The sequence below is a fragment of the Rosistilla ulvae genome (assembly GCF_007741475.1).
Lineage (GTDB): Bacteria > Planctomycetota > Planctomycetia > Pirellulales > Pirellulaceae > Rosistilla > Rosistilla ulvae.
On record NZ_CP036261.1, the window covers coordinates 6023370 to 6046831 of the forward strand.

Below are 23462 nucleotides of genomic sequence, written 5' to 3' on the forward strand. Positions count from 1 at the left end.
TCGAGCTACACCGCGTTGCCAGTTTTCGGTTTGATCGAATTTTTTACCGACACCGTCGGCGATCGTCCGGCGAGCACTTGCGCGACGTGCATCACCGCCAGCGGTGAACCTTGGCGACTTATCAAGCCCCACAGATGCATCAGACAGGACATGTCCGACGCGACCATCACCTCAGCTCCCGCGTCGAGATGATCCTGCACGCGGTCTTCGCCCATCGCCACCGAGACGGCTCGTTCATTAACCGCAAACGTTCCGCCGAAGCCACAACATTCGTCGACGCGTTGCAATTCGACGAAGCTCAATCCCTGAACCTGAGCCAACAACGAACGGACTTTGTCGGGGCGCTCGATCATCTGCTCGCTGTCGCCGCCGAGTCGCAGTTCGCGCAGACCGTGACACGATTGGTGCAGTCCAACGCGGAACGGAAACCGGTTGCCGCTGAAATCGATCGGATGGACATCGTGCAAGAATTCGCACAGCTCGAAGGTTCGCGACTGGATCGATTTCAGCCGCGGATCGTTGCCGACGAGGTCGCTGAAGTGATTGCGAACCATCGACGTGCAGCTGCCCGAGGGACAGACGATGTAATCGAAGGGATCGAACAGATCCAAGAACCTCGCCGCCAGCGGCCGCGCCGCATCGTTGCATCCGGTGTTGGCCATCGGTTGGCCACAGCAGGTTTGGGCGGCGGGGAACTCGACCTTCAAACCAGCCCCTTCGAGCAATTCCAGGGTCGCGACTGCAACATCGGGATACATTTGGTCGATGTAGCAGGGAACAAACAGGCCGACTCTCATGGAGTTTTCCATCACAGCGATTGAACGAAAAGGGCGATACGTCTGGTCGAAGTATACTTGCCAGTGCAAGCTTGTAGCACCCGTGGAAGCAATCCAGGGGGGCATACCGCAACTTCTCCGTTCCGTCGGGATCGGATCGGAGACCGCCAATCGCCCCGCTGCTGAAAGGTCGATGTTTTGCTAAAACGGGCAACTTGGCGGGTGGTGGAACTATCGCTCGGCGGCAGATTTGCCGAAACGCAAAATCGCCGTCGGCTCGGGGCTGCCCCCGTTCGTCTTCAACCGTTTTCGTTTTACGTCTTATATAGGTAGGTAGCTTGCGATGAAGGTAAATGAATATTTTGACGGGAACGTCACGTCGATCGCTTTTGAAAACAGCGAAGGTCGCGCGACCGCGGGCGTGATGGCGGCGGGAAAATACGAGTTCGGCACTTCCGAGAACGAATGGATGAAAGTTGTCTCGGGCGAATTGCAAGTCAAACTGCCCGGTGCCGAAAGCTACAAGTCGTTCCCGGCGGGAAGCGATTTCCGCGTCGCAGCAAACGTCAAGTTCCAGTTGATCGTCCCCGAACCAACAGTCTACCTCTGCTTCTACGGCGAATCGGCGGCAGAATAGCTCCGCAGCGGCCGCTGGCTGCGGGCGATAGAAAACGCTTCCGCTGCTAGCGATTCTCTTCTTGCGGCGACGCTTCGTCGCCGCGCGGCGTCCAGAGTTCGGCGCGAGAGCGATGCCGTGTGAGATCGATCGTCCATTCGGCGGTGATCAGATCGCCAGATTCTGTTTCGACGCGGCAGTAGACGTCGACGGTATCGCCCAAGGGATACTTCACATCCCATTTGATCGGCAGGTGCACGCCATCGGTGGCAGCTGTCGTACGCCAGGCCTCGCGGACCTTTTCCAAATCGAAGTCCCAGCGACCGAGTCGAGCCTGAGAACCGCTGCGTTTGGGATCCATGATCGCCACCTGCAGCGGAGCGTCGACTTTCAGCTCGCGCCCCTCGGCATCCAAGCCTTTGACGACCAAGTAGACTCCCGTCTGTTCGCCATCGGCGCTGAAATCGTGACCGCGCGAGTAGACCGGATCGATCACCAACGAGGCAAGCTCTCGAGGCGTCTCGTCGACAGGACTCTCCGCCACAGCCAATTCGACCTGCGATCCTGGTTCCAAAGCTTCGGTCAACGACGCGGGCAGGATCACCTGACCGGGGCGCGGCGGCGCGGGGTTGCTGGCATCGCCCGGAGGCAAAATCTTCCCCGGATCGACCTCTGGTGGAATCAGCATCGAATCGGACGGTGGCCTGAGATCGCCCGGAATAATATCGGGCAATTGGATGTCGGGGACGTTGTCGTTGCCGGGCAACTGCATTTTCGGCGGCGTCACGTTGGGCTCGCCCAAGTCGACGCGCGGCGTCTTGATCGGACCAAGCGAATCTTGGGCGTCGTCGGCCCGATTTTTCGACGCTGCGTCGTCGCGGTCGCCAGCTCGGTCGGCGTCAACTGCGTCGCGGGTCGTGCGATCCGATGGCTTGGGCCGACGAATCAAACTCTTCGGCGGCGTCGGCTTCGAACGCGCTTCGGCTCGCTTGGCACGCTGCAACTTTTCTCGCAGGACTTTGTTTTCGTAATCGATCTGGTACAGCTGGTCCTCGAGAAAACGGACCTCGGCCGCCAGCTTATCGACGTAAACGTCGTTGTGAGCGGCGCTGCGACATCCACCGAGAAACAGCAGCAACGCCACGCAACATGCCATCGGCACGCTGGTCGTTGAGAGTCGCAAGGAGATGGAAATCGGTTTCATCGGCGGGCGTTTGCTAGCTGTTGGCGCAGAGATTTACTCAGCAATAGATTGTCGATTACCAGAGAAGCGTCATCACGGTCAAGCCAACCCTGGGAAAGTTGACAAATTCGTTCAAGTTCAGCGGCCGATCTGCCGCCGCGGCACAGGGGGCAGGAGGGCGGGTCGGCGAAAAACGTTCCATCGGCTAATCTTGAGGGCGTCACGTCGACGCAAACGTCCGTTATTCACTAGGTTCTTCATGGCTCTTATTTCACTGCAAAACATCACCATCGGATTTCGCGGCCCCAGTCTGCTGGACGACGTCAATTGCCAGATCGAAGCCGGCGGGCGGATCGGCCTGCTAGGACGCAACGGCGCGGGGAAGTCGACGCTGCTGAAGATGCTCCGCGGCGGAGTCCTCCCCGACCACGGATCGATCATCCTTTCGCCGGGCACGCGGGTCGCTTACCTGCAGCAAGATGTCCCCTCGGGAACCAGCGAAACGGTTGCCGAAGTGACCGCCAAGGGGCTCGGCGAGGAGTTCCATCTACAGGAGAACGCGTGGGAGGCGGAGCATCTGGTCGAACAGACTCTGTCGCGGATGGAGTTGGACGGGGAGTCGTTGTTCGAAACGCTGTCGTCGGGCATGAAGCGCCGCGTCCTGTTGGCTCAAGCTATCGTTTCGAAGCCTCAGTTGCTGCTGTTGGACGAACCGACAAACCATTTGGACATCGAAGCAATCGGTTGGTTGGAAGGCTTTCTCGCCAAATGGCCCGGGACGCTGATCTTCGTAACGCACGATCGGATGTTCTTGCGGAAAGTGGCGACGCGGATCCTGGAGATCGACCGCGGCCAGCTTTTCGATTGGTCGTGCGATTACGACACCTTCCTGCGGCGTAAAGAAGAGGCCTTGGCGGCGCAAGAGAAACAGGACGCGCTGTTCGACAAAAAACTGGCTCAAGAGGAAGTCTGGATTCGCCAGGGAATCAAGGCCCGGCGGACCCGGAACGAAGGCCGCGTGAGAGCCTTGGAAAAGCTGCGCGAAACGCGATCGCAGCGCCGTGGCGCGACCGGCACCGTACAGATGCAGGTGCAAGCGGCCGAGCGGAGCGGCAACCTGGTGACCGAAGTCAAAGATGTAAGCTTCGAATATCCCGATCGCCCGATCTTGAAGAACTTCTCGACAAGCATCATGCGTGGCGACAAGATCGGGATCATCGGCCCCAACGGCGTCGGCAAGACGACGATGCTGAAGATCCTGCTGGGACAACTGGAACCGCAATCGGGAACCGTTCGCACGGGAACCAATCTACAGATCGCCTACTTCGACCAACTGCGGGATCAATTGGACGAAGAGGAAACGATCCAGGAGAACGTCGGTCTGGGGCACACGCAGATCGTGATCAACGGTCGCGAGAAACATATCATCGGCTACCTGCAGGACTTTTTGTTCAGCCCCGAACGGGCCCGCACCCAGGTGAAATTCCTGTCCGGCGGCGAACGCAATCGCGTCCTGCTGGCGCGGCTGTTCGCCAACCCGGCCAACGTGATCGTGTTGGATGAACCGACAAACGATCTCGATGCAGAGACGCTGGAGATGCTCGAAGACAAGTTGGTCGGTTACGACGGCACGCTGCTGTTGGTCAGCCACGACCGGGCGTTCTTGAACAATGTCGTCACCAGCACGATCGTTTACGAACCCGATGGCGTGAAGGAATACGTCGGCGGATACGACGATTGGCTGGCTCAACGCGGTCCGCTGCCAACGGCGACGACCGAGAGCAGTTCAGCTGGCGGCAGCAAATCGAAATCGAAGGGGAAGGCGAAAGCCGATCCCGAACCGGCCAAGAAGCGGCTGAGCTACAAGCAACAGCGCGAACTCGACGGCCTGCCAGCAAAGATCGAGACCTTGGAAGGTCAAATCGCCGAGGTCCATCAGACGATCGCCGACCCCAGCTTTTATCAGGGGCCGGGAGAGCGGATCGCCCAGGAGCAACGGAAGCTGAAAGACTTGGAACAGAAGCTGGCCGACACCTACGCGCGGTGGGAAGAGCTGGAGGGGACTTGATCGCGGCGGGCGTCCGCAATAGCGGAGGGCAAGTCACGGTTTCAAACCGGCGTGTCAGAGGCATTGGCAACCCGACGCGTCAGCGAGGGATTCACTCGGCGTCTCGCTGACGCGCCGGATTACCGCTAATCCCCCGACTCAGACCGCGATTTGCCGCGTGCAAAAGCGACAAACCGCGTGAGCCCAAACGCAGAATCCAGTACACTGGAACTGGTCTCTTTTCACTGCCCGCATGGCGTCCGCGATGTTCCAGCCCGCACGAGCTCAAGGCGAATCAAGCAATCCATTGGTCGTCGTTCACGACGAACCTCAGCCATGCCCTTATATCGCCGGCCGCGAAGCGCGGATGCCGCTGCAGTGGCCGATGGGAACGATGACGCCCGAGATGTTGGACCGCTGCTTGGCCGAAGGGTATCGCCGCAGCGGGCCGTTTTTGTATCGCACCCAATGCGAGCGATGTCAGGCTTGCGAATCGACGCGGGTCGACATGCAAGACTTCCGCTGGTCGCAATCGTTTCGGCGGATCTTGAACCGCGGGAATCGCGATCTGCGGGTTCGCGTCGCCATCCCCACCGTCGATCCAGCCCGCGTCGCACTCTTCAACCAACATCGCAGCACCCGCCAGTTGAGCTTGTCCGAACGCGAACTCGAAACGCAAGAATACGCCGGTTTCCTGGTCGAAACGATCTGCGATACGCAGGAAATCAGCTTCTGGAAAGAGGATCAATTGGTCGCCATCGCGACCACCGATTTCGGCCGCGACAGCCTGTCATTGGTCTACTGCTTCTTCGATCCGCAGTTCAGCCGCTACAGCCCGGGAACCTATTCGATCTTGAAGAACTTTGAACTGGCGATGGAATCGAATCGTCGCTGGGTTTACCTGGGGATGTATGTCGCCAGCAATCCCCACCTGAACTACAAAGCCCGCTTCACGCCACAGCAGCGGCGGCGTGAGGGGGAGTGGGTAACATTCAAATAACTTCCGACAATTGCTTGCTATTGGCAAGATTCTTACGCACAGTGTGTCGTAGTTCACCGAAATGATTCGGCAAACCGACGATGTTCTAATCTATCGATCGGCATTGATTGCGATCGCAGCGAATCGATCATCGCAAAAAACACATCGAAAGAATCGAGGAGTTTTGACTATGCGCAAGCCGCAAATGGGGCGTTGGCTCCCAGGGGTCGTGATTTGTTTGGGCGTTATGTTGTGGCAAAGCCAAGCGATGGCTGAGATCCGCTGGATCCAATCGGTCGGCCAAGCACAACAGAAATGGAACAACGCCGGTAAACCGCTGTTGGTCTATGTGACCTCCGAGGCCTGCATCTTCTGTCAAAAACTAGATCACGCAACTTGGATGGACCCCGCGGTAGGCAACTTGGTAAACCAGCAATTCGTGAAACTGAAGGTCGATGGCCAACGCAATCAGGCAATCGCCCAGCAGTTGAGCGTGAAGGCTTTCCCCGCGGTGATCGTGCTGTCGGCCGACGGTCGCGTGCTCGGCCGCCGCGATGGTTTTGTCGGACCGACAGCGATGTCGGCATTCCTGCAGACGGTCACGCAATCGAAGGCCCGATCGGAAGATTATTTACCGCTCGCCACCGCTCGCAGTCACGGTGGCGACGATTTCGCAAATTGAATGCGCAGGAAACGTGGCCATGAACCGACCGCAAACCCCTTCGGACGATTGGCAGCCTTGCCAACCGGGCACGCTGCAACGCTTGGCCGACCAACAGCGCCGAACGCGGCGGGTTGGAACCGTCAAGCGAATCGCTCTGCCAGCCGCAGCGGTCATGCTGCTGATTTTCGCGGGGATTAGTGCGATGCGGCCGAGGGAACCGCAGCGGTTGCCGCACGGCGGGCTCAGCTGTGCCGAGGTAGCTCAACAACTTCACGCCTTCGCCGCGAACCAAGTCGACGCGGCGATGGCCCAGAAGATCAGCGATCACATGCTCGATTGCCCTCGCTGCCGCCACAAATTGCAGGAACTGCAAACGGGGACCGCCGCGCGAACGCCCGCTGGCAACAGGCTTTCCCCCACTCGGCAGGCCCCCATGGGCGAAAGCCCTCGCGACCTGCTGGCGCTGGCGGACCGTAGATAATCATCAAACACGATTTGCTGGGTCGGCATTCGAGCACCAGCGGCCGCATCCCCGCCGCATCCCCGCCGCATCCCCGCCGCATCCCCGCCGCATCCCCGCCGCATCCCCGCCGCATCCCCGCCGCATCCCCGCCGCACCGGTCGCGGCAACCGCTGCGCCGATCTCCTGCGTCAGCCAGAGTTGCTTGCGTCCCTCTAATATGTCCCTCGCGACAGATGCTTCGAAGCGGTGTCGCCCAGACAAAGCCCCTCACTTCACCAGCCTTATCCAAGCAGCCTGGCGTTCCAGAGCATCCACCAAGGGGGGCGTCACATCTTCCCTAGACCCCAATAGTGTTCATCCCCTGTTCAATTTTTCATAAAATCTAATCAGAATTTTTACGTGTCTAATATCGAATTCGTTGGAATTCGCTAAATCTTAAACCAGCCTGAATTTACGTTGATCGATGGGAGCTCAATCGTCCCGTTGGTCGCGGTTTGCTATCGCTGATAGCAATGCAGTTTCCTGCTTTTTCCGCACTTCAGGTTGTTCGTTGACATCGATGGGCCGAACGGTAGGATAAGTGGAGATCAACATGTAGTGCCCGTCGCAACCGGCGAGCACTACGGGTAGTACCCGGCGATTGCTAGCGATTCTTGTGTTTTTCTAACGGCTGACGTGGATATGAGATCATAACGCAGCCAACAACACGCTCGCAGACCGGTAATTGATCGACAGCTTTACGACTATTTCTAGATTACGGACTCACCCCTGACGCTGGGAAGCGTGTATCGCAAGATGCTAGGAGTGAGTCCCACGGATGAAAACGAGGGAGTTTCTGACCTATGGCAATTGCGCCCACCTGTCCAACCAATGCCACGCAACATGGCATCGATCACGCCCGCGCTAAGTTTTCCTCCGCTGGACGCAGTAGCGTCGTGGGGTTGAAAATCGATTCGGAGTTCTGCCCAACCGATGTCGACAGTCCGTTCGACACCAGCGAATGGGTGCTCCGTAGCGCGGCGATCAAAGATGAAACGGGCACTGCGCTGTTCGAACAACACGACTGCGAAGTTCCCGCTAAATGGAGCCAACTGGCGACCAACGTCGTCGTCAGCAAGTATTTTTATGGCGACCCGAAGAAGGCCGAACGCGAAACCAGCGTTCGCCAATTGATCCACCGCGTCACCCGCACGATCTCCGACTGGGGATTGGCCGATGGCTACTTCGACACCGCCGAAGATGGTGAAAATTTCTATCGCGATCTGACCTGGTTGTGCCTGCACCAACACGGTGCTTTCAACAGCCCGGTTTGGTTTAACGTCGGTCTGTACGACCAATACGGCGTGACCGGCGCGAAGTGCAACTGGCACTACGACAAGACACAAGGCCGCGTCGACCAACCCGAGAACCCCTACGAATTTCCTCAGGGCTCGGCATGCTTCATCCAGAAGGTTGAAGACAACATGGAAGACATCATGCGTCTGGCGACAAGCGAGGCGATGTTGTTCAAGTTTGGCAGCGGCACCGGCACCGACCTATCGAGCATCCGCAGCGAGCGAGAGAACCTGTCGGGCGGCGGCAACCCATCGGGCCCGCTGTCGTTCATGCGTGTCTACGATCAGATCGCGGCGGTTGTTAAGAGCGGTGGCAAGACGCGTCGCGCCGCGAAGATGCAGTCCTTAAAGGTATGGCATCCCGATATCTTGGAATTCATCGAGTGCAAGTGGAGCGAAGAGCGGAAGGCTCACGCGCTGATCCAACAAGGTTACGACAGCAACTTCAACGGCGAAGCCTATTCGTCGGTGATGTTCCAAAACGCGAACCTTTCGGTCCGCGTGACCGATGATTACATGAAAGCGGTTCGCGACGGCAAGCGTTGGCAAACGCAGTGGATCAGCGAAAAAGCGACCGGCACGCCGCCGGAATACGACGCTCGCGAACTGTTGAACAAGATGGCCGAATGCGCATGGCACTGCGGCGATCCTGGCGTTCAATACGACACCACGATCAACACCTGGCACACCTGCCCCAACAGCGGCCGGATCAACGCCAGCAACCCTTGTTCGGAATACATGTTCCTGGACGACACGGCTTGCAACCTGGCGTCGATCAACCTGATGAAGTTCCGCCGCGCCGACGGCAGCTTCGACGTCGATCGCTTCCACGCCGCCTGCCGCGTCTTCTTCATCGCTCAAGAGATCCTTGTCGATCACGCCAGCTATCCAACCGCCGACATCGCGCTGAACAGCCACAACTATCGCCCGTTGGGTCTGGGATATTCGAACCTCGGTTCGTTGGTAATGACCAGCGGCCTGCCTTACGATTCCGACGGAGCTCGCGGATTGTGCGGCAGCCTGACCGCACTAATGCACGGATCGGCTAACCTGACAAGCGCCGAGATGGCGGGTGTTGTCGGACCGTTTGAAGGCTTTGCCAACAATCGCGAACCGATGCTGAACGTCATGGGGATGCACCGCGATGCCGTCGAAGATATTAACGACGAAGGGCCTGAATACCTCAAGGATGCAGCTCGCAACCTGTGGGACAAGGTCATCGAACTGGGCAACCGCTACGGATTCCGCAACGCTCAAGCGACCGTGCTGGCACCAACCGGAACGATCAGTTTCTTGATGGACTGCGACACCACGGGCGTCGAGCCAGATATCGCGCTTGTCAAATACAAGCAACTGGCTGGCGGCGGGATGCTGAAGATCGTCAACCGCGGCGTCGAAGGAGCTTTGGAATCGCTCGGTTACGACACGACGCAAGCCAAAGAAATCGTCGCCTACATCGACGAACACGACACGATCGAAGGTGCCCCGCATCTTTCCGACGAGCATCTGCCCGTCTTCGATTGTGCGTTTACGCCCGCCGGTGGAACGCGCAGTATCGCTTGGCAAGCCCACGTGACGATGATGGCTGCGGCTCAACCGTTCCTGTCGGGTGCGATCAGCAAGACGGTCAACATGCCGACCGATTCGACTCCTCAAGATATCGCCGACGCGTACTTCTGGGGCTGGGAACTGGGACTTAAAGCGATCGCGATCTATCGCGATGGTTCGAAGCAGAGCCAGCCGCTGAACACCAAGAGCGGTGAGAAGACCGCGGCGGATGCGGAAGTCAAGGTTGTCGAGAAGGTAGTCTATCGCCCACGCCGCGAACGCTTGGAAGATACCCGCCACAGCTTGACCCACAAGTTCAACATCGCGGGACACGAAGGCTATATCAACGTCGGCCTATACCCCGACGGTCGCCCTGGCGAAGTCTTCATCACGATGGCGAAAGAGGGATCGACGATCGGCGGTCTGATGGACAGCTTCGGCACCTCGACTTCGATCGCGCTGCAATACGGCGTTCCGATCGAGGTCTTGGTCAACAAGTTCACTCACACCCGCTTCGAACCGATGGGGCATACCAGCAACCCTGACATTCGAATCGCCAAGAGTATCGTCGATTACATCTTCCGTTGGATGGGAATCACCTTCCTGGCCGGATATCGTGAAGCGACAGTACCGGGTGCGGCGGAGAAGAGCGACAGTGGAGCTTCGATCGAAACGAAGTCGCCCACCAGCGAAGCTGCTTCGAAAGAATCCGGCAACGGCGAAGAGATGAAGCTCGGCGGCAACGGACCAACGACCGAAACCCACGACACCGCGGCGAAATTCACCGTTGGGAACCTGCCCACCGTGAACATCGACGCCCTGGAACGGGCTGGTGTTTCGATGCAGATCTCGGCAGACGGGACGGGGGAAAACGGCAAGCCTGGTTCGCGAAGCGATCAATTCGCTCGCTTCCAAAGCGATGCACCGGCCTGCGATAACTGCGGCAGCATCACCGTTCGCAACGGTAACTGTTACCTGTGCCACAACTGTGGTGCCAGCATGGGCTGCAGCTAACGCTTCGGCGGCTCCCTGCCTGAAAGAAGAAACACCCTGCGTGGGCTTCGCCGCTCACGCAAGGTGCTGATAATGAAACGGCCACCCTCGCGGTGGCCTTTTTTTTGACCACCGCTTGCCCCTTTTGCTCGAGACCGATCGCGTGTCATTGACTGCTGTTGTTGCTGCCACTCCCACCGGGACGATCGGTCTGGATAACGATATGCCGTGGCAACTGAGTCACGATCTGCGGCGTTTCAAGCGTTTGACGATGGGCAGCATTCTGATCATGGGGCGGAAGACGTTTGATTCGATCGGACGCCCGCTGCCCGGGCGAACGACGTTTGTCTTGACCCGCGACCAGTCGTGGTCGCATCCCGGCGTCGAAGCTTTCACCGATCCCGACGCGATGCTTGCGGCGGCTGGCGATCGCTCGGCCTACGTTGTCGGCGGTGCTCAAATCTACACGGCGATGATGCCGGCCTGCGACCATCTGTACCTGACGCGCGTCTGGAGCCAGGTCGTCGGAGACACGAATATCGAGATCGATCTTCACGATTGGCGATGCCGTTTTGTGGAACGCATCCCCGCCGGTTCGCGCGACAGCATTCCCAGCGAATTCAGCGTCTGGGACCGAGCCTAATTCGAAGGCCGACAGGGCCTCGCCATTGAGATCGGCATCCGCAACGCTGCTTGCTTTCATTGCCTTGGTGCACCCATTCTAGGCACGATACGTGGGCCCCGGCGATCGACCGATGGCCACGGCCAGTAGACTCTGCGCGCCTCTTCCGCGCCGTATCCGACTTGCGATCGATTTGTAAGACAAGGTGTTGATCCATCGAATTGCAAGTCGATGCGAACCGATCGAGGCACCGGAGCGGGGCGGGTTCGCATCGGCGGCCACTTCACAGCCCCGTGCGAAGCGGAAAATTCATTTCTTAACCTCCATGAATTGCGTGATTGGTACACTTCGTGCTCCTAAGGTGTGCTTAACTATTTTCACTTCATTCGCGCTTGAACACGGCGGGCTTTTTCAAAATGCATTTGTCACCACGAATTCCCACATCCGAACCAATCGACACGCACCAAAAGGCGCTGCAGGTTAATCTCGATCCACGACGCTACGGCACGTTTGCAGAGATCGGTGCCGGCCAAGAAGTGGTACGGTGGTTCTTTCGTGTCGGAGGCGGTGCGGGGACGATCGCCAAGAGCATGTCGGCTTATGACATGAAAGTCAGCGACGCGATTTACGGTCGAGCCAGCCGATACGTCTGCCGCGAGCGTTTGCAGGCGATGCTCGATTACGAACACAAACTGAACCTCGACCGCTTGAAGGATGTTCGCGGCGACACGACTGCATTTTTTGCATTCGCCGACACCGTTTCGGCGCGAAACTTCCAAGGGACCAACGACTGCCACGGTTGGATCGGAGTCAAATTCCAGGCGCATCCGCGCGATGACGACAGCCAGATCATCATCCACGTGCGGATGTTGGACAACGAAGCGGCGCTGCAACAAGAAGCGTTGGGCATCGTCGGCGTGAATCTTGTTCACGGCGCGTTCGCTCTCAATCATGAACCCGAACTTTTAGTCGATTCGCTGCTGGACGGACTTTCGACGTCGCGGATCGAGATCGACATGATCGAGTTTTCGGGGATCGCGTTTCGCCACGTCGACAATCGGTTGATGAGTCTGAAACTGGTCGAACTGGGACTCACCGGCGCCGCCATGTTCGCCGCCAACGGCGACGTTTTGCAGCCATCGGAATTCTTTCACCGCAAACCGATCCTGGTCGAACGCGGCAGCTTCCGTCCCGTCTGCAATGTCAACTTGGACATGCTGCACTGCGCCCACGAAAAGTTCACGCAACTGCCAAGCGTCCAAGGAAAAGAAGTTGCCCAGGTGATGGAGATCACGATGCGGAACTTAAAAGCCGAAGGGGAGATCGATCTCCGCGACTTCCTGGCTCGCGCCGACGTGATGTCCGCCTGCGGCATGACCGTGCTGATCTCCGACTACTTTCAGTACTATCGCCTGGCGTCGTACCTGTCGCGATACACCAAAGAGAGCATCGCGATCACGATGGGAGCGGCCAGCCTGTTGGATCTATTCGACGAGAAATATTACGCCGGACTGGAAGGCGGAATCCTCGAATCGTTTGGCCGATTGTTCAAGAACGATCTGAAAATCTATTGCTATCCGCTGCGCGACCAGACGACGGGCGAGATGACGACGTGTGAGAATCTGGAGATCAAACCCGAACTGCAGAAACTGTACGGCTACCTGAAAGACCGCGGCGGGATCAACGACTTGGACAACTTCAATTCCGACTGCCTGAACATCTTCTCGCGCGACGTGCTGTGCAAGATCAAGCAGGGAGACATGAGTTGGGAATCGATGGTTCCCCCACCCGTCGCCGACGTCATCAAATCTCGCAGTTATTTCGAATACCAGGCGACATGAGCAGTCGTCGACCGAAGCTTCGCCCGCGGAAACGCTGGCTATGAGCGACAGCACTTCGATGCGGAAGATGCTGGTCGGGTTGACGTTCCTGTCGATCACTTGCGTCGCGGCGGTACTTGGTTTCATCGCGGCGGGATGGTCGGTCGTCGATTCGATCTACATGGTCGTGATCACAATTTTTGGTGTTGGATACGGCGAAGTCCACCCGATCGACAGCACCGGGATGAAAGTCTTTACGGCTTTCATCATCATCGCCGGTTGTTCGTCGGGGATCTATGTCGTCGGCGGATTTGTACAAATGGTTGCCGAGGGCGAATTCTATCGAGCGTTGGGAGCAAGGCGGATGAGCAAAGGGATCGAACAAACATCCAACCATGTGATCATCTGCGGCTTTGGGCGAGTCGGACGCAATTTGGCCGAGGAGCTCAGATCGCTCGACCAACCGTTCGTCTGCATCGATGAAAAGCCCGACCGTATCGTGCAAGCCGAGGAGTTGGGCTATCTCGTAGTGACCGGCAACGCAGGCGAAGAGGAGACGTTGATCAAGGCTGGCATCCATCGTGCCGCGTACCTGGCCACGGTCTTGCCCGAGGATGCCGCCAATGTCTTCATCACGCTGACGGCTCGAGAGCTGACGCAAGAATTGCAGATCATTGCCCGTGGCGAATCAGAATCGACTCAGCGGAAGCTTGTCCGCAGCGGGGCCAACCATGTGGTGATGCCCGAAGCGATTGGCGCCGCACGGATAGCTAACATGATCTCATGCCCGACCGCCGATTCACTGATCTCCGACGCGAGCCAAAGGAATCGCTTGAACAACGACCTGAAGGCGCTAGGGCTTGCGATTCGCGAGGTCCGCGTCGAGGGGGCTTCGGCGGTCGCCGGTGGCAAGATCGCTGATCTGAATCTTCACGATGGGATGACCCTGATCGTGGCGATCCTATCAACCGATGGTCGGATCCGCCGCAACCCCGATACGAACGAACCGATACTCCCGGGCGACATCCTGTATGTCATGTCGAGCCAAGAGAAGACGCTGGCCGTGATTCGTCAAGTCCAGGCGCAACGCGCCGAACTCACCTATCGTGGCTCGCGCGTTCAATCCTAAGCTGCTGGCCAAGCTACGTTAGCGGCGAGCCGCGCGGGTGTCGACCCAACGTTCAAGGCTTAACAGCTCGGGTGGCAATGAAGGTATCGAGGAAGCTCGATAGCGGGTCGTCGTCGCTTTCACCAAAACGATCTTCGTAAAAGCCCGTTAACATGAATCCGGCATTCAACTGACCACCAATCTGATCCTCAAGGGTATGCCCAAATTCGAGCGGATTCCCTAGCTCGATCTCCTTGCGGATGTGCGGTTCATTGCGATGGTCCAGATCGGAATACGGAAGCGAATACCGGACCTCCAAATTGCCATTCAATTTGCGTTCATCATCGAAGATGTACCTTACGGCATTGGTGAATCCAGCCAGCAACACTCCACCGGGCCGCAACACGCGAAAGCACTCCCGCCACACGGGCAGCACATTTGGAATGAAGCCGTTCGAACAGGGATGAAAGATCAAGTCGAACGATTCATCGGAGAAGCGAGAGAGGTCAGCCATATCGCCTTCTTCGAAGCTCATATCGAGGTCATCACGCTGGGCAACAAAACGATCTTGATCGAGTTGCCGCGGTGAATTATCGAACACCGTTACCCGGGCCCCCGCCGCCGCGAGCACCGGAGCCTGCCGACCGCCGGCCGAAGCAAGGCACAGCGTCTGCGTGCCATGAAGCGGCGGGAACCACGCCATCGGAACAGGCTTTGTCGGCGTCAAAACGATGCGAATCTCACCGGCACGCGCGGCGTCGATGACTTCCGAACCGGCTGGCTGCGTCCAACGATCCGCCTGTTCGACTTTCCGGTTCCACGCATCTCGGTTGTACGATCGAACGTCCATCCTGTTCTCCAATGTTCACAATCCCGATCAATGATCTCTTTCCGCTTCAATCGGCGCACAAAAAAAGAACAGGCCGCAACAGCCTGTTCTTTTCGTTGTTTTACTTTCCCCAACGCAGACCTTTCGATCCGCGTGATGGGGAAGAGACTCGCGATCGTTTACTCTTTCGCTGCGGTCTCTTCTTCGGTTGCGACTTCATCGTCAGCTGCCGAATCGCTGTCGTCGTCGAACGATGGTCGTTCTGCCTTCAGGCTCACGCGGTCGTTAACGCCAACAAATTCGAGGATCGCTCGGGTACCGGCATCGCCTAGACGCGGAGTCGCCAAACGCATGATACGAGTGTATCCGCCTGGACGATCGCGGAAGCGGTCTGCCATTTCGTCGAATACGATCCGCATCGCTTGCTTGTCGCCGAGCAATTGCAAAACACGACGTCGAGCGGCAATGGCTGGAGCACGAGCGTCGCTCCACTTCCGCCAGTTTTCGCTCTTACGCCAAGTCTTCCAAGCTTCGGATCCGCGTTCGGCGTCGGTCGCGTACTTCTGCGACTCTTCCTCAGCTGCCAACGATCGTTTAGCGATCGTGATGCAGCGTTCCACTAGCGGGCGAATTTCCTTGGCCTTTTCCAAAGTAGTGACAACGCGGCCTTTAACCTTTGGCGCGTTATCATCAAACTCTGCATCTCGTTCGGTGAGGAACAAGCTGCTAGCCAGGTTCTTGTACATTGCCTTGCGGTGGCTCGGACTGCGGCCGAGAACACGCCCTTTTCGTCGATGTCGCATGATTGAACTGCTTGGATGAGACAGGCGCTAGGCCCGTCGATAAACAAAATGTGTTAGTGCTGGATTACAACGCGATGCTGATATCAGCAACGATTACATCAACCCGCCAGTTGGAACCCGCATCCCCAGATGCAATCCCAACGCATTGAGCTTGTCGCGAACTTCGTTCAATGTAGTATCGCCAAAGTTGCGGACTTCGATCAGTTGATCTTCGGTGCGAACGACCAAATCGCGAACTGTGCGGATCTGTTCGGATTCCAAGCAGTTGCCTGCACGGACCGAAAGACGCAGGTCGCTGATCGGCATGTTCAGCTTGGCTTCCAATTGAGCTTCGGCCGAATTCGCTCCGCCGCGAGCGACGGTGTGGATTCCTGGTCCCAATTCGGTGTATTGAACGAATGGGTTAAGGTGCTTTCGCATGATCTTGGCCGATTCGGTCAGCGCCAATTCGGGGCCAACGGTTCCGTCGGTCCAGATTTCCATGATCAAACGATCGTAGTTGGTCTTTTGACCAACGCGAGTCTCTTCGACTTCGTAACGAACGCGAGTCACGGGGCTGAAAACGGCGTCGATCGGAATGATGCCGATCTCGTGTTCGCCGGTGCTGTGTTCGGTCGACGGTACATAGCCGCGGCCGTTCTCAACAACCATTTCCATCATGAATGGCACGTCTTCGGTCAAGGTGGCCAAGACGTGGTTGTTGTTGATGATTTCGACATCTTGGTCGGTTTGCACATCGTTTCCGGTGACATCGCCAGCGGTGTTGCGCTGTACGGTGATCACGCGAGTCGATTCGCTGTGGTTGCGAACGATCAAGCTCTTCACGTTCAGAACGATCTCGGTGACGTCTTCCATCACGCCGGCGATCGAGCTGAACTCGTGCTGTGCCCCATGCACTTTGATCTGAGTGACGGCGCTACCTTCGAGGCTCGACAGCAGCACGCGACGCAGGCTGTTGCCAACGCTGTTGCCAAATCCACGCTCGAACGGTTCGGCCACAAATTTGCCGTAGGTGGGAGACAATGTTTCACGATCGACTTCGACCGTGCTGGGCAATTCCATTCCACGCCAACGAATGTGCATGGCTGATGTTCCTTGTTACGGAAAACTAATTTTAGTGGGAGGCTTCACTGGGCCATCGGCTCAGTGCTAGCAATACGGTGACCTAGCGAACCAGCAGATGCTAGACGCGTCGCTTCTTGCGAGGTCGGCAACCGTTGTGTGGAATCGGTGTCACGTCTTCGATCAACTTGACCTTCAAACCAGCCGATTGCAGCGAAGTGATCGCGTTTTCACGGCCACTGCCCGGGCCTTTGACGCGGACTTCGACTTCGCGAACGCCAAACTTCTGTGCCTTCTCAGCACATTGTTGAGCTGCCATTTGACCGGCGAAAGGAGTGCTCTTGCGACTGCCCTTGAAGCCACACGTGCCAGCGCTGGCCCAGCACAAGGTTTCACCCTTAGGATCTGTGATCGTGACCGTCGTGTTGTTGAAGGTCGCGTGGATGTGGGCAACGCCCGAAACCACGTTGCGTCGTTGCTTTTTCTTGGTTTTAACTTTTGACACGTTTTTTAATCTTCTCAGTCTGGTTTGCTGGGCTTCCCTGGCACTTTATTGCACTAGCGAAGGGCATACCCCATGTGGTGAAAAGGACAACTTGGAATTCGGAGCGTTTTGGCGGGAGCAGGCGTGTTGCCTGCTCAACACAGGCCAGGGCGGGAGCAAAGCCCCCACCACTGCGGATCGCAGAGCGGATTACCGCAAGTCCTTAACGCCCTTCTTACCGGCAACAGTCTTCTTGGGACCCTTGCGTGTTCGTGCGTTGGTCTTGGTGCGTTGACCGCGAACGGGCAACCCCAAGCGGTGCCGAATACCGCGATAGGACTTCACTTCACGCAATCGGCTGATATTCGAACTCAGCTGACGCCGCAAAGGACCTTCGACGGTGTATTCGCTTTCCAAGAAAGCGGCCAATTTACTGACTTCTTCTTCGGTCAACTCGAACGCTTTGCGCTTCGGATCGATCTGCAGACGCTCACATGCTTCACGTGCGGTATGCAATCCGACGCCATAAAGGTATGTCAACGAATATAGAGTTTGTTTGTCGTTAGGGACATCAACGCCCAAAATACGGGGCATAACGGCATTCTCCTGTCACAATCGCCGTGCTATCAATGCAGACGTTCGCCCACAGCGAACCATCGAGCTGGCTAAGAACCACGAAATATAGCGTCTGGCCCCCAAATTGCTCAATGGGTTAAACGCTCGATTTTCCACAAAGAATTATATATCGACCGGTAGAAACCGCGAGACAGCGAAAAATCAGAGCAATTATTAAGAAAGCACCGGCAACGGCCAGCGCATTAGAACTTTTTGGGGTGTCGCTAGCGTACCACAATTTCCCCAACGATGAAACGCAACCTAGCCACAGGACCAGGACGCCGGGCTGGGTTTGGAAAATTGCCGACCCTTCAGCCCAGCCGCGAGGAATTGGTGCCTGGCAACCCCAGGCCGTTGGCCTGGACTTTGCAGATGGTTGAGCCTTTGCTCCTGGTGCGAATGGACGCAGGGACACGATACGGACACGGGGGACGGGCACGTTCCAACAAAACGGCGCCAGGCACATTCCCGGAAGACCAAACGCGGACCGAAGGTCCAGCAATTTGCATAGCCCAGTCCGCAGGGCTGGGTATCAGCCGACCTCATCACCACGTTTCCTTCGGGGCAAGGGGCAACGCCCCGGCAAGGGTAGGGCAATTCGCGGGGCCTTCAGCCCAGCCGTCTCAACATTTTTGATGCCGAAAACCCAGGCCGATGGCCTGGGCTAGGCAAATGGTCGTGCCTTCGGCCCTGACTCGGACGGAACTGGGACTGGCAGATTCCAACAGCGGGCTGTCGTCTACTGGCGTTGCAGGATCGCGATCGACCGATCGGCGTTGGCGGGGCCCGACTTGGCGAACAGGCGACGTAGGCACGATAGCGCCGGCTCGGGGCCGTTGACCAATTCCTGGCGGATCGAGTCGGTTAACGCTTGCTGCGTCAGCCGCCCCGATTCGGGCGAACCGTTGCTGGCGATCGCCCCTTGGCTGACCAAGACCAATGCCTCACCGGGCAGCAGTCGCATCGTGTGAACCAACGGTCGGACATCGGGGTCACAGCCGAGCAGTTCGGTCGGTGAGGCGAGCATTCGGTAACCATATTGGTTGACGATCAGTCCCTGACATTTGCCAGCCGAAGAAAACTGCCCTTCCCCCGTCTCCGGATCGACGGTCGCATACAGCAGGCTTGTCGATTGGTCACCAGTCGATGTTTGCCACAGCGTGTCGTTGACTCGGCTGAGCACCTGATTCGTCTTGTGCCGGTATCCGGTGTGCGATTGCCAAGCCGAACGGGCGGTCGCGGCGGTTAACGCCGATTCGATGCCGCTGGTTCCCACCGAAGCGATGGCGATGGCGATCTTGCCGTCGGGCAAAATATCCCAGGCGAACCAATCGCCCCCGACCGCTTCGGCCGCTTCGTTCCAACCGGCCACATCCCAATCTTTGTCCAAGGGAACCGCAGGAGGCAATTGCCGGTTCTGCCAAGCGCTGGCGGAGCGCATTTCTTCGCGCAAATCAGTCTGTGCCGCTACCGCCGCCCCAATGACTTCGCGTTCCAACTCCGCCGCGATCCGGCCGGCAGCGAGAGTTGCCGAGGCCTGTTGCGCTGGGGTGATGTCGCGAGGCTGATCGTCCCACAGCCACAGCGTTCCCAACGGCAGATCGCCGCCGCGAATCGCTACGACGATTGCAGCCCCCCGATCCTCGGGACTCTCCCAGTGCGGCATCCGCGGGATATCTTCGATCGTAACAACCGGCGAGACCAACGCCTCGAGATCGCCCAACGCGCCACGCAGCGCCCGCGGCGGTTGAGCCAACCGCGACTTGGGCAGCCCAAAGCAGGAACGCAGTTTCAAATGACTGGTATCGGCATCCAACAAATAGAGGCCCGCGGCGTCACAACCGGTGGCGGCACTCGCCTCTTTCAAAACAGCTTCCAAACGATCGGCGATATGCCCGGCCGCGGGGACACAACCGGCGTTGGCATCTTCAACGGCGTGGGTCGCTTCCTGGTTCCTTAGCAAACCTTCGAATTCACGCAAACGGTCGGCGATTCGCGACGCGGCCTGTGCAAGCGTTTCCGCTGCACTTTTTGAAACCGCCGGCTGCGCGTCGGCAGAATCAACATCCATCATCGCCTCGGTGCAGGCGGGCAACAACATCGGCCGGTGCGCCGCGGTGCCAGTGGAACGTTCGATTCGCCAACCCGTCGCATCAACATAAGCTTGCCAAAAAGCGGACATCTCGTCGCTTGCAGCAAACTTCCGTGGGGAGGTGTTGTCGTCTGCGTGAATTCGAAGGTAGTCAGGTATTTGCAAGGTCACGTCGTCGATCCAGGCTCAGGTGACGCCGCTCTGTCATCATTGACGGCGGCTTGACATTGGGCACCAGCGAGTCCTTGCCGGAAGCTATCCCTCACGCGACTCTGAAGCGATCGCACCGCAAACAGCAGTGCATTGGATCGATCCGGTCGCATGAAGACTTAACAGTTTTGATTCCCTTCATGGGTCACACTGCTAGCATCGGCAGACCGGAGAAGCTTTCGTGACCGCAGAAGTCGACGCAGCCGATAAAGTTCACGAACTCGATCGCGCCGCCGTCACAAGCGACACGACCGGACCACCGCGGATGCGGCCATCCCCACATCCGCTTCAACCTGTCCCGACGGGCGTCGCGAACGCCCCGAGAAAAATGCCCTGCGAGATCACCTCGACCGCGAGATCACTCGTCTTCGTTGATAAAGTCGATCAGCATTCGCAATCGCCCCATCGCGCGGCGATTGAACAGAAAGACCAACCGCGGCAATTCGGCGATCTCCGCTTCGGAGTGTTCCTCGGGCAGCGCAGCCATCTGCTCGAAACCGCCTTTGACGACGATATCGGAGAACCGATCGTTGACCGCCGCCAGCTTCGCCGCTCCCAACGGTCGCTGCAACCGCAGCACCAGCTTGCCGTTGACATACCGCATGCTGTGATAGACACGATAGAAGCGATCGAGTTCGGCGACCGCTTCGTCGACCGATTCGGTGATCTTGTACAACCGCAGATCCTCGGGCGAAATCATCCCGCCGTTGAGCAGTTGCGAATCGACGAACTTGCCAAACTCCTTCCAATACGTTCCACCGGGCGCATCCAACAGCACGACTGGAATCATTGGGTGCTTCCCCGTTTGCAGCAGGGTCATCACTTCCGCGGTTTCGTCGAGCGTACCAAAGCCGCCGGGCAGGCTGACCACCGCGTGACACTCTTTCACAAACATCAACTTGCGAGTGAAAAAGTACTTCATCGTGACCAGCTTGCGATCGCCTTCGATCACCGGGTTGGCACCCTGTTCGAAGGGCAACATGATGTTCAGCCCCATCGAATGCTCGCGTCCCGCGCCGCGGTGCCCCGCCTCCATGATCCCGCTACCCGCACCGGTCACGACCATCCAGTCCTCGGCCGCCATCCGCCGACCAAACTCCTCGGCCGCTTTAAACGTTGGATGCGACGGAGCGGTCCGAGCCGACCCGAAGACGGTCACTTTGCGATGTCGCCGGTAGGGGCGAAAAACACTGAACGCATATCGCAATTCGATCAACGTGCGGCTGAGGATCTTCAGATCGCCGCGAGCGGTCCGGTCGCGGACCAGCCGATCGATCGTCTTCCGCATCACTTCGATCAAGTCGGGGCTGCGCAACCGTGTCTCTTTGTTGCTTCCCGAATCGTCCGGTTTCTCGGTCATTCTCGTTCTCTTCAGGGGCGTGTAGCAGGATATCAAGCCATGCGGGTTGACAATACAATGCAACCAGTCATTCACATCCCCGTTATAGTCAAAGGTTTGAAGCATTGGATATCGCAGTTTTAGGTACGGGCAACGTCGGTGCAACCCTGGGCCGCCGTCTGGCCGGACTCGGTCACAACATCGTCTTTGGCTCGCGACTGCCACAAAGTGAGCGTGTGCAACAGTTGATCGAAGAGAATCCACATGCCCATGCAGCCGAAACGATCGCCGAAGCGGCGCGGCAATGCGACACGATCCTGTTCGCCGCACCATGGACCGCCGCCCGCGAAACGCTGACCAACGCAGGCGATTTGACCGGCAAGACCTTGATCGATTGCACCAACCCGCTAAACGAAACCTTCGACGGGATCACGCTCGGCCACACCGAATCGGCAGCCGAAAAGATCGCGCACTGGGCCGCCGGAGCACACGTCGTCAAAGCCTTCAACACCGCCAGCTTGGCGACGATGGAAAACCCCGATTTCGATGGCCAACGCGCCACGATGTTCTACTGTGGCGACGACATCACAGCCAAAGCGACCGCAGGAACGCTGATCGACGAGCTTGGTTTTGAGGCGATCGATGCGGGCGACCTGCAATCGGCACGCTACTTGGAACCGATGGCGATGCTCTACATCCAACTCGCCATCCATCAGAAGATGGGCAGCCAGTTCGCCCTGAAAATGCTCCGTCGCTAAACCGCGGCGCCGCCAACCGCGAGGCCGCCGCACCGTCCACAACCGAACCTTCCCTGGGCACCGCATAAAGGACGAACCGATGACATTGACGACACGATCGCTACTTTCAAGCCTGCTTGCGGCCTGGTGTTTACTGGCATCCCCAATCGCCGCCGCCGACCTGCAAGTGAAGGAGACCGACGCGGCGATCGAGATCGCCAGCGACGGCAAGTCGGTGTTGGTCTATAACAAGCAATCGCCGCCGGTCCCCGACGGAATCGATCCGATCTATCACCGCAGCGGATTCCTGCATCCTGTCGCTTCGCCGGCCGGAAACGTCGTCACCGCAGCGTTTCCAGCGGACCATCCGCACCAACAGGGAATCTTCAGCGCGTGGGTGAGGACCAACTACGACGGACGCGAGATCGACTTCTGGAATCTTGCCGGAGGCGTCGGACGCGTGTCGCATGAACGCGTCGTCAAGACGTTTACCGAAAATGAATCGGCAGGGTTCGAGGTCGACCTGATTCACCATACGGTCGCCGAACCGAAGGTCGATATACTGCGTGAGCGTTGGCGAATCACGGTCCAACCGACCGACGGATCCTACCGCTGCTTCGATCTACAAACGACTCAGCAAGCACTGACCGACAAGCCGTTGACAGTTAAAAAGTATCATTACGGCGGCGTTGCGACGCGCGGCCCCGCTCGCTGGAGCCTGCCGTCGGGAAAGAAAGCTGCGGCAAAAACGAGCGACGCCGATAACGAAAAGCCGAGCGAACCGATCAGCGAGATCGTCGACGAGCACGGCCACGACCGGATCGCCGGGAACCATCATCCGACGCGATGGGTGACGCTGTCGGGAACCGAAGAGGGCGAGGTGGTCTGCATCACGATGCTTGGACACGCCGATAACTTCCGAGCCCCGCAACCGGCGCGACTCCATCCCAGCATGCCCTACTTCTGCTTTGCACCTTGCGTGACGGGGGAGTTTCAGATCACCAAAGACCAGCCCTACGAAGCGAGCTTTCGATTCCTGGTCACCGATGGAAAGCCCGATCCGGCGTGGATTGAACAGCAATGGCAAGCATGGTGCGGCGACAAAGCCGAATAGTTCGCAAGAGCAACGAGGTCGATC

General features: G+C 58.1%; 19 protein-coding genes and 1 pseudogene. 11 read left to right on the forward strand and 9 right to left on the reverse strand.

Annotated elements, in window-relative coordinates; translation table 11 throughout:
- Positions 1-5 precede the first annotated feature (5 nt).
- Positions 6-797 (reverse strand): (Fe-S)-binding protein, encoded by a 792-nt coding sequence (locus EC9_RS21315; protein ID WP_145348105.1) that lies wholly within the window; start codon positions 795-797, stop codon positions 6-8.
- A 322-nt stretch (positions 798-1119) separates the two neighbouring features.
- Between EC9_RS21315 and ppnP the strand changes: the two genes are divergently transcribed.
- Positions 1120-1413, forward strand: coding sequence for a pyrimidine/purine nucleoside phosphorylase (gene ppnP / locus EC9_RS21320; protein ID WP_145348106.1), 294 nt, complete (start codon positions 1120-1122; stop codon positions 1411-1413).
- A 46-nt stretch (positions 1414-1459) separates the two neighbouring features.
- On the opposite strand, the gene EC9_RS21325 is transcribed toward ppnP, so the two are convergent.
- Entirely contained in the window at positions 1460-2596 is a 1137-nt protein-coding gene (locus tag EC9_RS21325; RefSeq protein ID WP_145348107.1) for a hypothetical protein, read from the reverse strand.
- A gap of 238 nt (positions 2597-2834) precedes the next feature.
- Here EC9_RS21325 and EC9_RS21330 point away from each other — a divergent pair, with 238 nt between their 5' ends.
- The 8 genes from EC9_RS21330 (at position 2835) to EC9_RS21370 (ending at position 14174) form a co-directional block, all read left to right on the forward strand.
- On the forward strand, positions 2835-4643 hold the full coding sequence (locus tag EC9_RS21330; protein ID WP_145348108.1) for an ATP-binding cassette domain-containing protein: 1809 nt from the start codon (positions 2835-2837) through the stop codon (positions 4641-4643).
- A 244-nt stretch (positions 4644-4887) separates the two neighbouring features.
- Positions 4888-5622: an arginyltransferase gene (locus EC9_RS21335; RefSeq protein WP_218934330.1), complete on the forward strand. Its 735-nt coding sequence runs from the start codon at positions 4888-4890 to the stop codon at positions 5620-5622.
- Between the two features lie 169 nt (positions 5623-5791).
- A complete protein-coding gene (locus EC9_RS21340; RefSeq protein WP_218934331.1) occupies positions 5792-6283 on the forward strand; it encodes a thioredoxin family protein in 492 nt (163 codons plus the stop codon).
- 19 nt (positions 6284-6302) lie between these two features.
- Positions 6303-6746 (forward strand): zf-HC2 domain-containing protein, encoded by a 444-nt coding sequence (locus tag EC9_RS21345; protein WP_145348111.1) that lies wholly within the window; start codon positions 6303-6305, stop codon positions 6744-6746.
- 824 nt (positions 6747-7570) lie between these two features.
- Complete coding sequence (locus EC9_RS21355) at positions 7571-10624, forward strand: vitamin B12-dependent ribonucleotide reductase (protein ID WP_145348112.1); 3054 nt, start codon at positions 7571-7573, stop codon at positions 10622-10624.
- A gap of 142 nt (positions 10625-10766) precedes the next feature.
- Complete coding sequence (locus EC9_RS21360; RefSeq protein ID WP_246105815.1) at positions 10767-11246, forward strand: dihydrofolate reductase; 480 nt, start codon at positions 10767-10769, stop codon at positions 11244-11246.
- Positions 11247-11641: 395 nt separating this feature from the next.
- Positions 11642-13066: a TonB-dependent receptor gene (locus tag EC9_RS21365; protein ID WP_145123083.1), complete on the forward strand. Its 1425-nt coding sequence runs from the start codon at positions 11642-11644 to the stop codon at positions 13064-13066.
- 40 nt (positions 13067-13106) lie between these two features.
- Positions 13107-14174, forward strand: coding sequence for a potassium channel family protein (locus EC9_RS21370; RefSeq protein ID WP_145348114.1), 1068 nt, complete (start codon positions 13107-13109; stop codon positions 14172-14174).
- 52 nt (positions 14175-14226) lie between these two features.
- Here the strand turns inward: EC9_RS21370 and EC9_RS21375 are convergent, their stop codons facing one another.
- The 7 genes from EC9_RS21375 to EC9_RS21405 all read right to left on the reverse strand — a co-directional run bounded on the left by EC9_RS21375 (position 14227) and on the right by EC9_RS21405 (position 21608).
- Complete coding sequence (locus EC9_RS21375) at positions 14227-15003, reverse strand: class I SAM-dependent methyltransferase (protein WP_145348115.1); 777 nt, start codon at positions 15001-15003, stop codon at positions 14227-14229.
- A 158-nt stretch (positions 15004-15161) separates the two neighbouring features.
- On the reverse strand, positions 15162-15785 hold the full coding sequence (locus tag EC9_RS21380) for a bL17 family ribosomal protein (RefSeq protein ID WP_145348116.1): 624 nt from the start codon (positions 15783-15785) through the stop codon (positions 15162-15164).
- Positions 15786-15878: 93 nt separating this feature from the next.
- On the reverse strand, positions 15879-16868 hold the full coding sequence (locus EC9_RS21385; protein ID WP_145348117.1) for a DNA-directed RNA polymerase subunit alpha: 990 nt from the start codon (positions 16866-16868) through the stop codon (positions 15879-15881).
- Positions 16869-16968: 100 nt separating this feature from the next.
- Positions 16969-17352 carry a 30S ribosomal protein S11 gene (rpsK, locus tag EC9_RS21390; RefSeq protein ID WP_145123089.1) on the reverse strand — a complete coding sequence of 128 codons (384 nt, stop codon included), beginning with the start codon at positions 17350-17352 and terminating at the stop codon, positions 16969-16971.
- Between the two features lie 189 nt (positions 17353-17541).
- Positions 17542-17913: a 30S ribosomal protein S13 gene (gene rpsM, locus EC9_RS21395; protein WP_145349285.1), complete on the reverse strand. Its 372-nt coding sequence runs from the start codon at positions 17911-17913 to the stop codon at positions 17542-17544.
- A 772-nt stretch (positions 17914-18685) separates the two neighbouring features.
- Positions 18686-20128, reverse strand: coding sequence for a PP2C family protein-serine/threonine phosphatase (locus tag EC9_RS21400; protein WP_145348118.1), 1443 nt, complete (start codon positions 20126-20128; stop codon positions 18686-18688).
- Positions 20129-20606: 478 nt separating this feature from the next.
- The gene (locus EC9_RS21405; protein WP_145348119.1) at positions 20607-21608 is read right to left on the reverse strand and encodes an LOG family protein; all 1002 of its coding nucleotides are present in this window, start codon (positions 21606-21608) and stop codon (positions 20607-20609) included.
- Between the two features lie 95 nt (positions 21609-21703).
- Here EC9_RS21405 and EC9_RS21410 point away from each other — a divergent pair.
- Together EC9_RS21410 and EC9_RS21415 are read left to right on the forward strand one after the other, a co-directional pair.
- Positions 21704-22345, forward strand: a pseudogene (locus tag EC9_RS21410) (NADPH-dependent F420 reductase); the annotation flags it as partial.
- A 79-nt stretch (positions 22346-22424) separates the two neighbouring features.
- Positions 22425-23438 carry a DUF6807 domain-containing protein gene (locus tag EC9_RS21415; RefSeq protein ID WP_145348120.1) on the forward strand — a complete coding sequence of 338 codons (1014 nt, stop codon included), beginning with the start codon at positions 22425-22427 and terminating at the stop codon, positions 23436-23438.
- Positions 23439-23462: the final 24 nt, after the last annotated feature.

Bases quoted from the DNA above. Each gene is read 5' to 3' on its own strand.
- EC9_RS21335 (WP_218934330.1), top strand. From the start codon at position 4,888: ATGTTCCAGCCCGCACGAGCTCAAGGCGAATCAAGCAATCCATTGGTC.
- EC9_RS21405 (WP_145348119.1), bottom strand. From the start codon at position 21,608: ATGACCGAGAAACCGGACGATTCGGGAAGCAACAAAGAGACACGGTTG.
- EC9_RS21370 (WP_145348114.1), top strand. From the start codon at position 13,107: ATGAGCGACAGCACTTCGATGCGGAAGATGCTGGTCGGGTTGACGTTC.
- EC9_RS21340 (WP_218934331.1), top strand. From the start codon at position 5,792: ATGCGCAAGCCGCAAATGGGGCGTTGGCTCCCAGGGGTCGTGATTTGT.
- EC9_RS21400 (WP_145348118.1), bottom strand. From the start codon at position 20,128: ATGTCCGCTTTTTGGCAAGCTTATGTTGATGCGACGGGTTGGCGAATC.
- EC9_RS21365 (WP_145123083.1), top strand. From the start codon at position 11,642: ATGCATTTGTCACCACGAATTCCCACATCCGAACCAATCGACACGCAC.
- EC9_RS21380 (WP_145348116.1), bottom strand. From the start codon at position 15,785: ATGCGACATCGACGAAAAGGGCGTGTTCTCGGCCGCAGTCCGAGCCAC.
- ppnP (WP_145348106.1), top strand. From the start codon at position 1,120: ATGAAGGTAAATGAATATTTTGACGGGAACGTCACGTCGATCGCTTTT.
- EC9_RS21375 (WP_145348115.1), bottom strand. From the start codon at position 15,003: ATGGACGTTCGATCGTACAACCGAGATGCGTGGAACCGGAAAGTCGAA.
- EC9_RS21330 (WP_145348108.1), top strand. From the start codon at position 2,835: ATGGCTCTTATTTCACTGCAAAACATCACCATCGGATTTCGCGGCCCC.
- EC9_RS21325 (WP_145348107.1), bottom strand. From the start codon at position 2,596: ATGAAACCGATTTCCATCTCCTTGCGACTCTCAACGACCAGCGTGCCG.
- EC9_RS21315 (WP_145348105.1), bottom strand. From the start codon at position 797: ATGAGAGTCGGCCTGTTTGTTCCCTGCTACATCGACCAAATGTATCCC.
- EC9_RS21385 (WP_145348117.1), bottom strand. From the start codon at position 16,868: ATGCACATTCGTTGGCGTGGAATGGAATTGCCCAGCACGGTCGAAGTC.
- EC9_RS21355 (WP_145348112.1), top strand. From the start codon at position 7,571: ATGGCAATTGCGCCCACCTGTCCAACCAATGCCACGCAACATGGCATC.
- EC9_RS21415 (WP_145348120.1), top strand. From the start codon at position 22,425: ATGACATTGACGACACGATCGCTACTTTCAAGCCTGCTTGCGGCCTGG.
- EC9_RS21345 (WP_145348111.1), top strand. From the start codon at position 6,303: ATGAACCGACCGCAAACCCCTTCGGACGATTGGCAGCCTTGCCAACCG.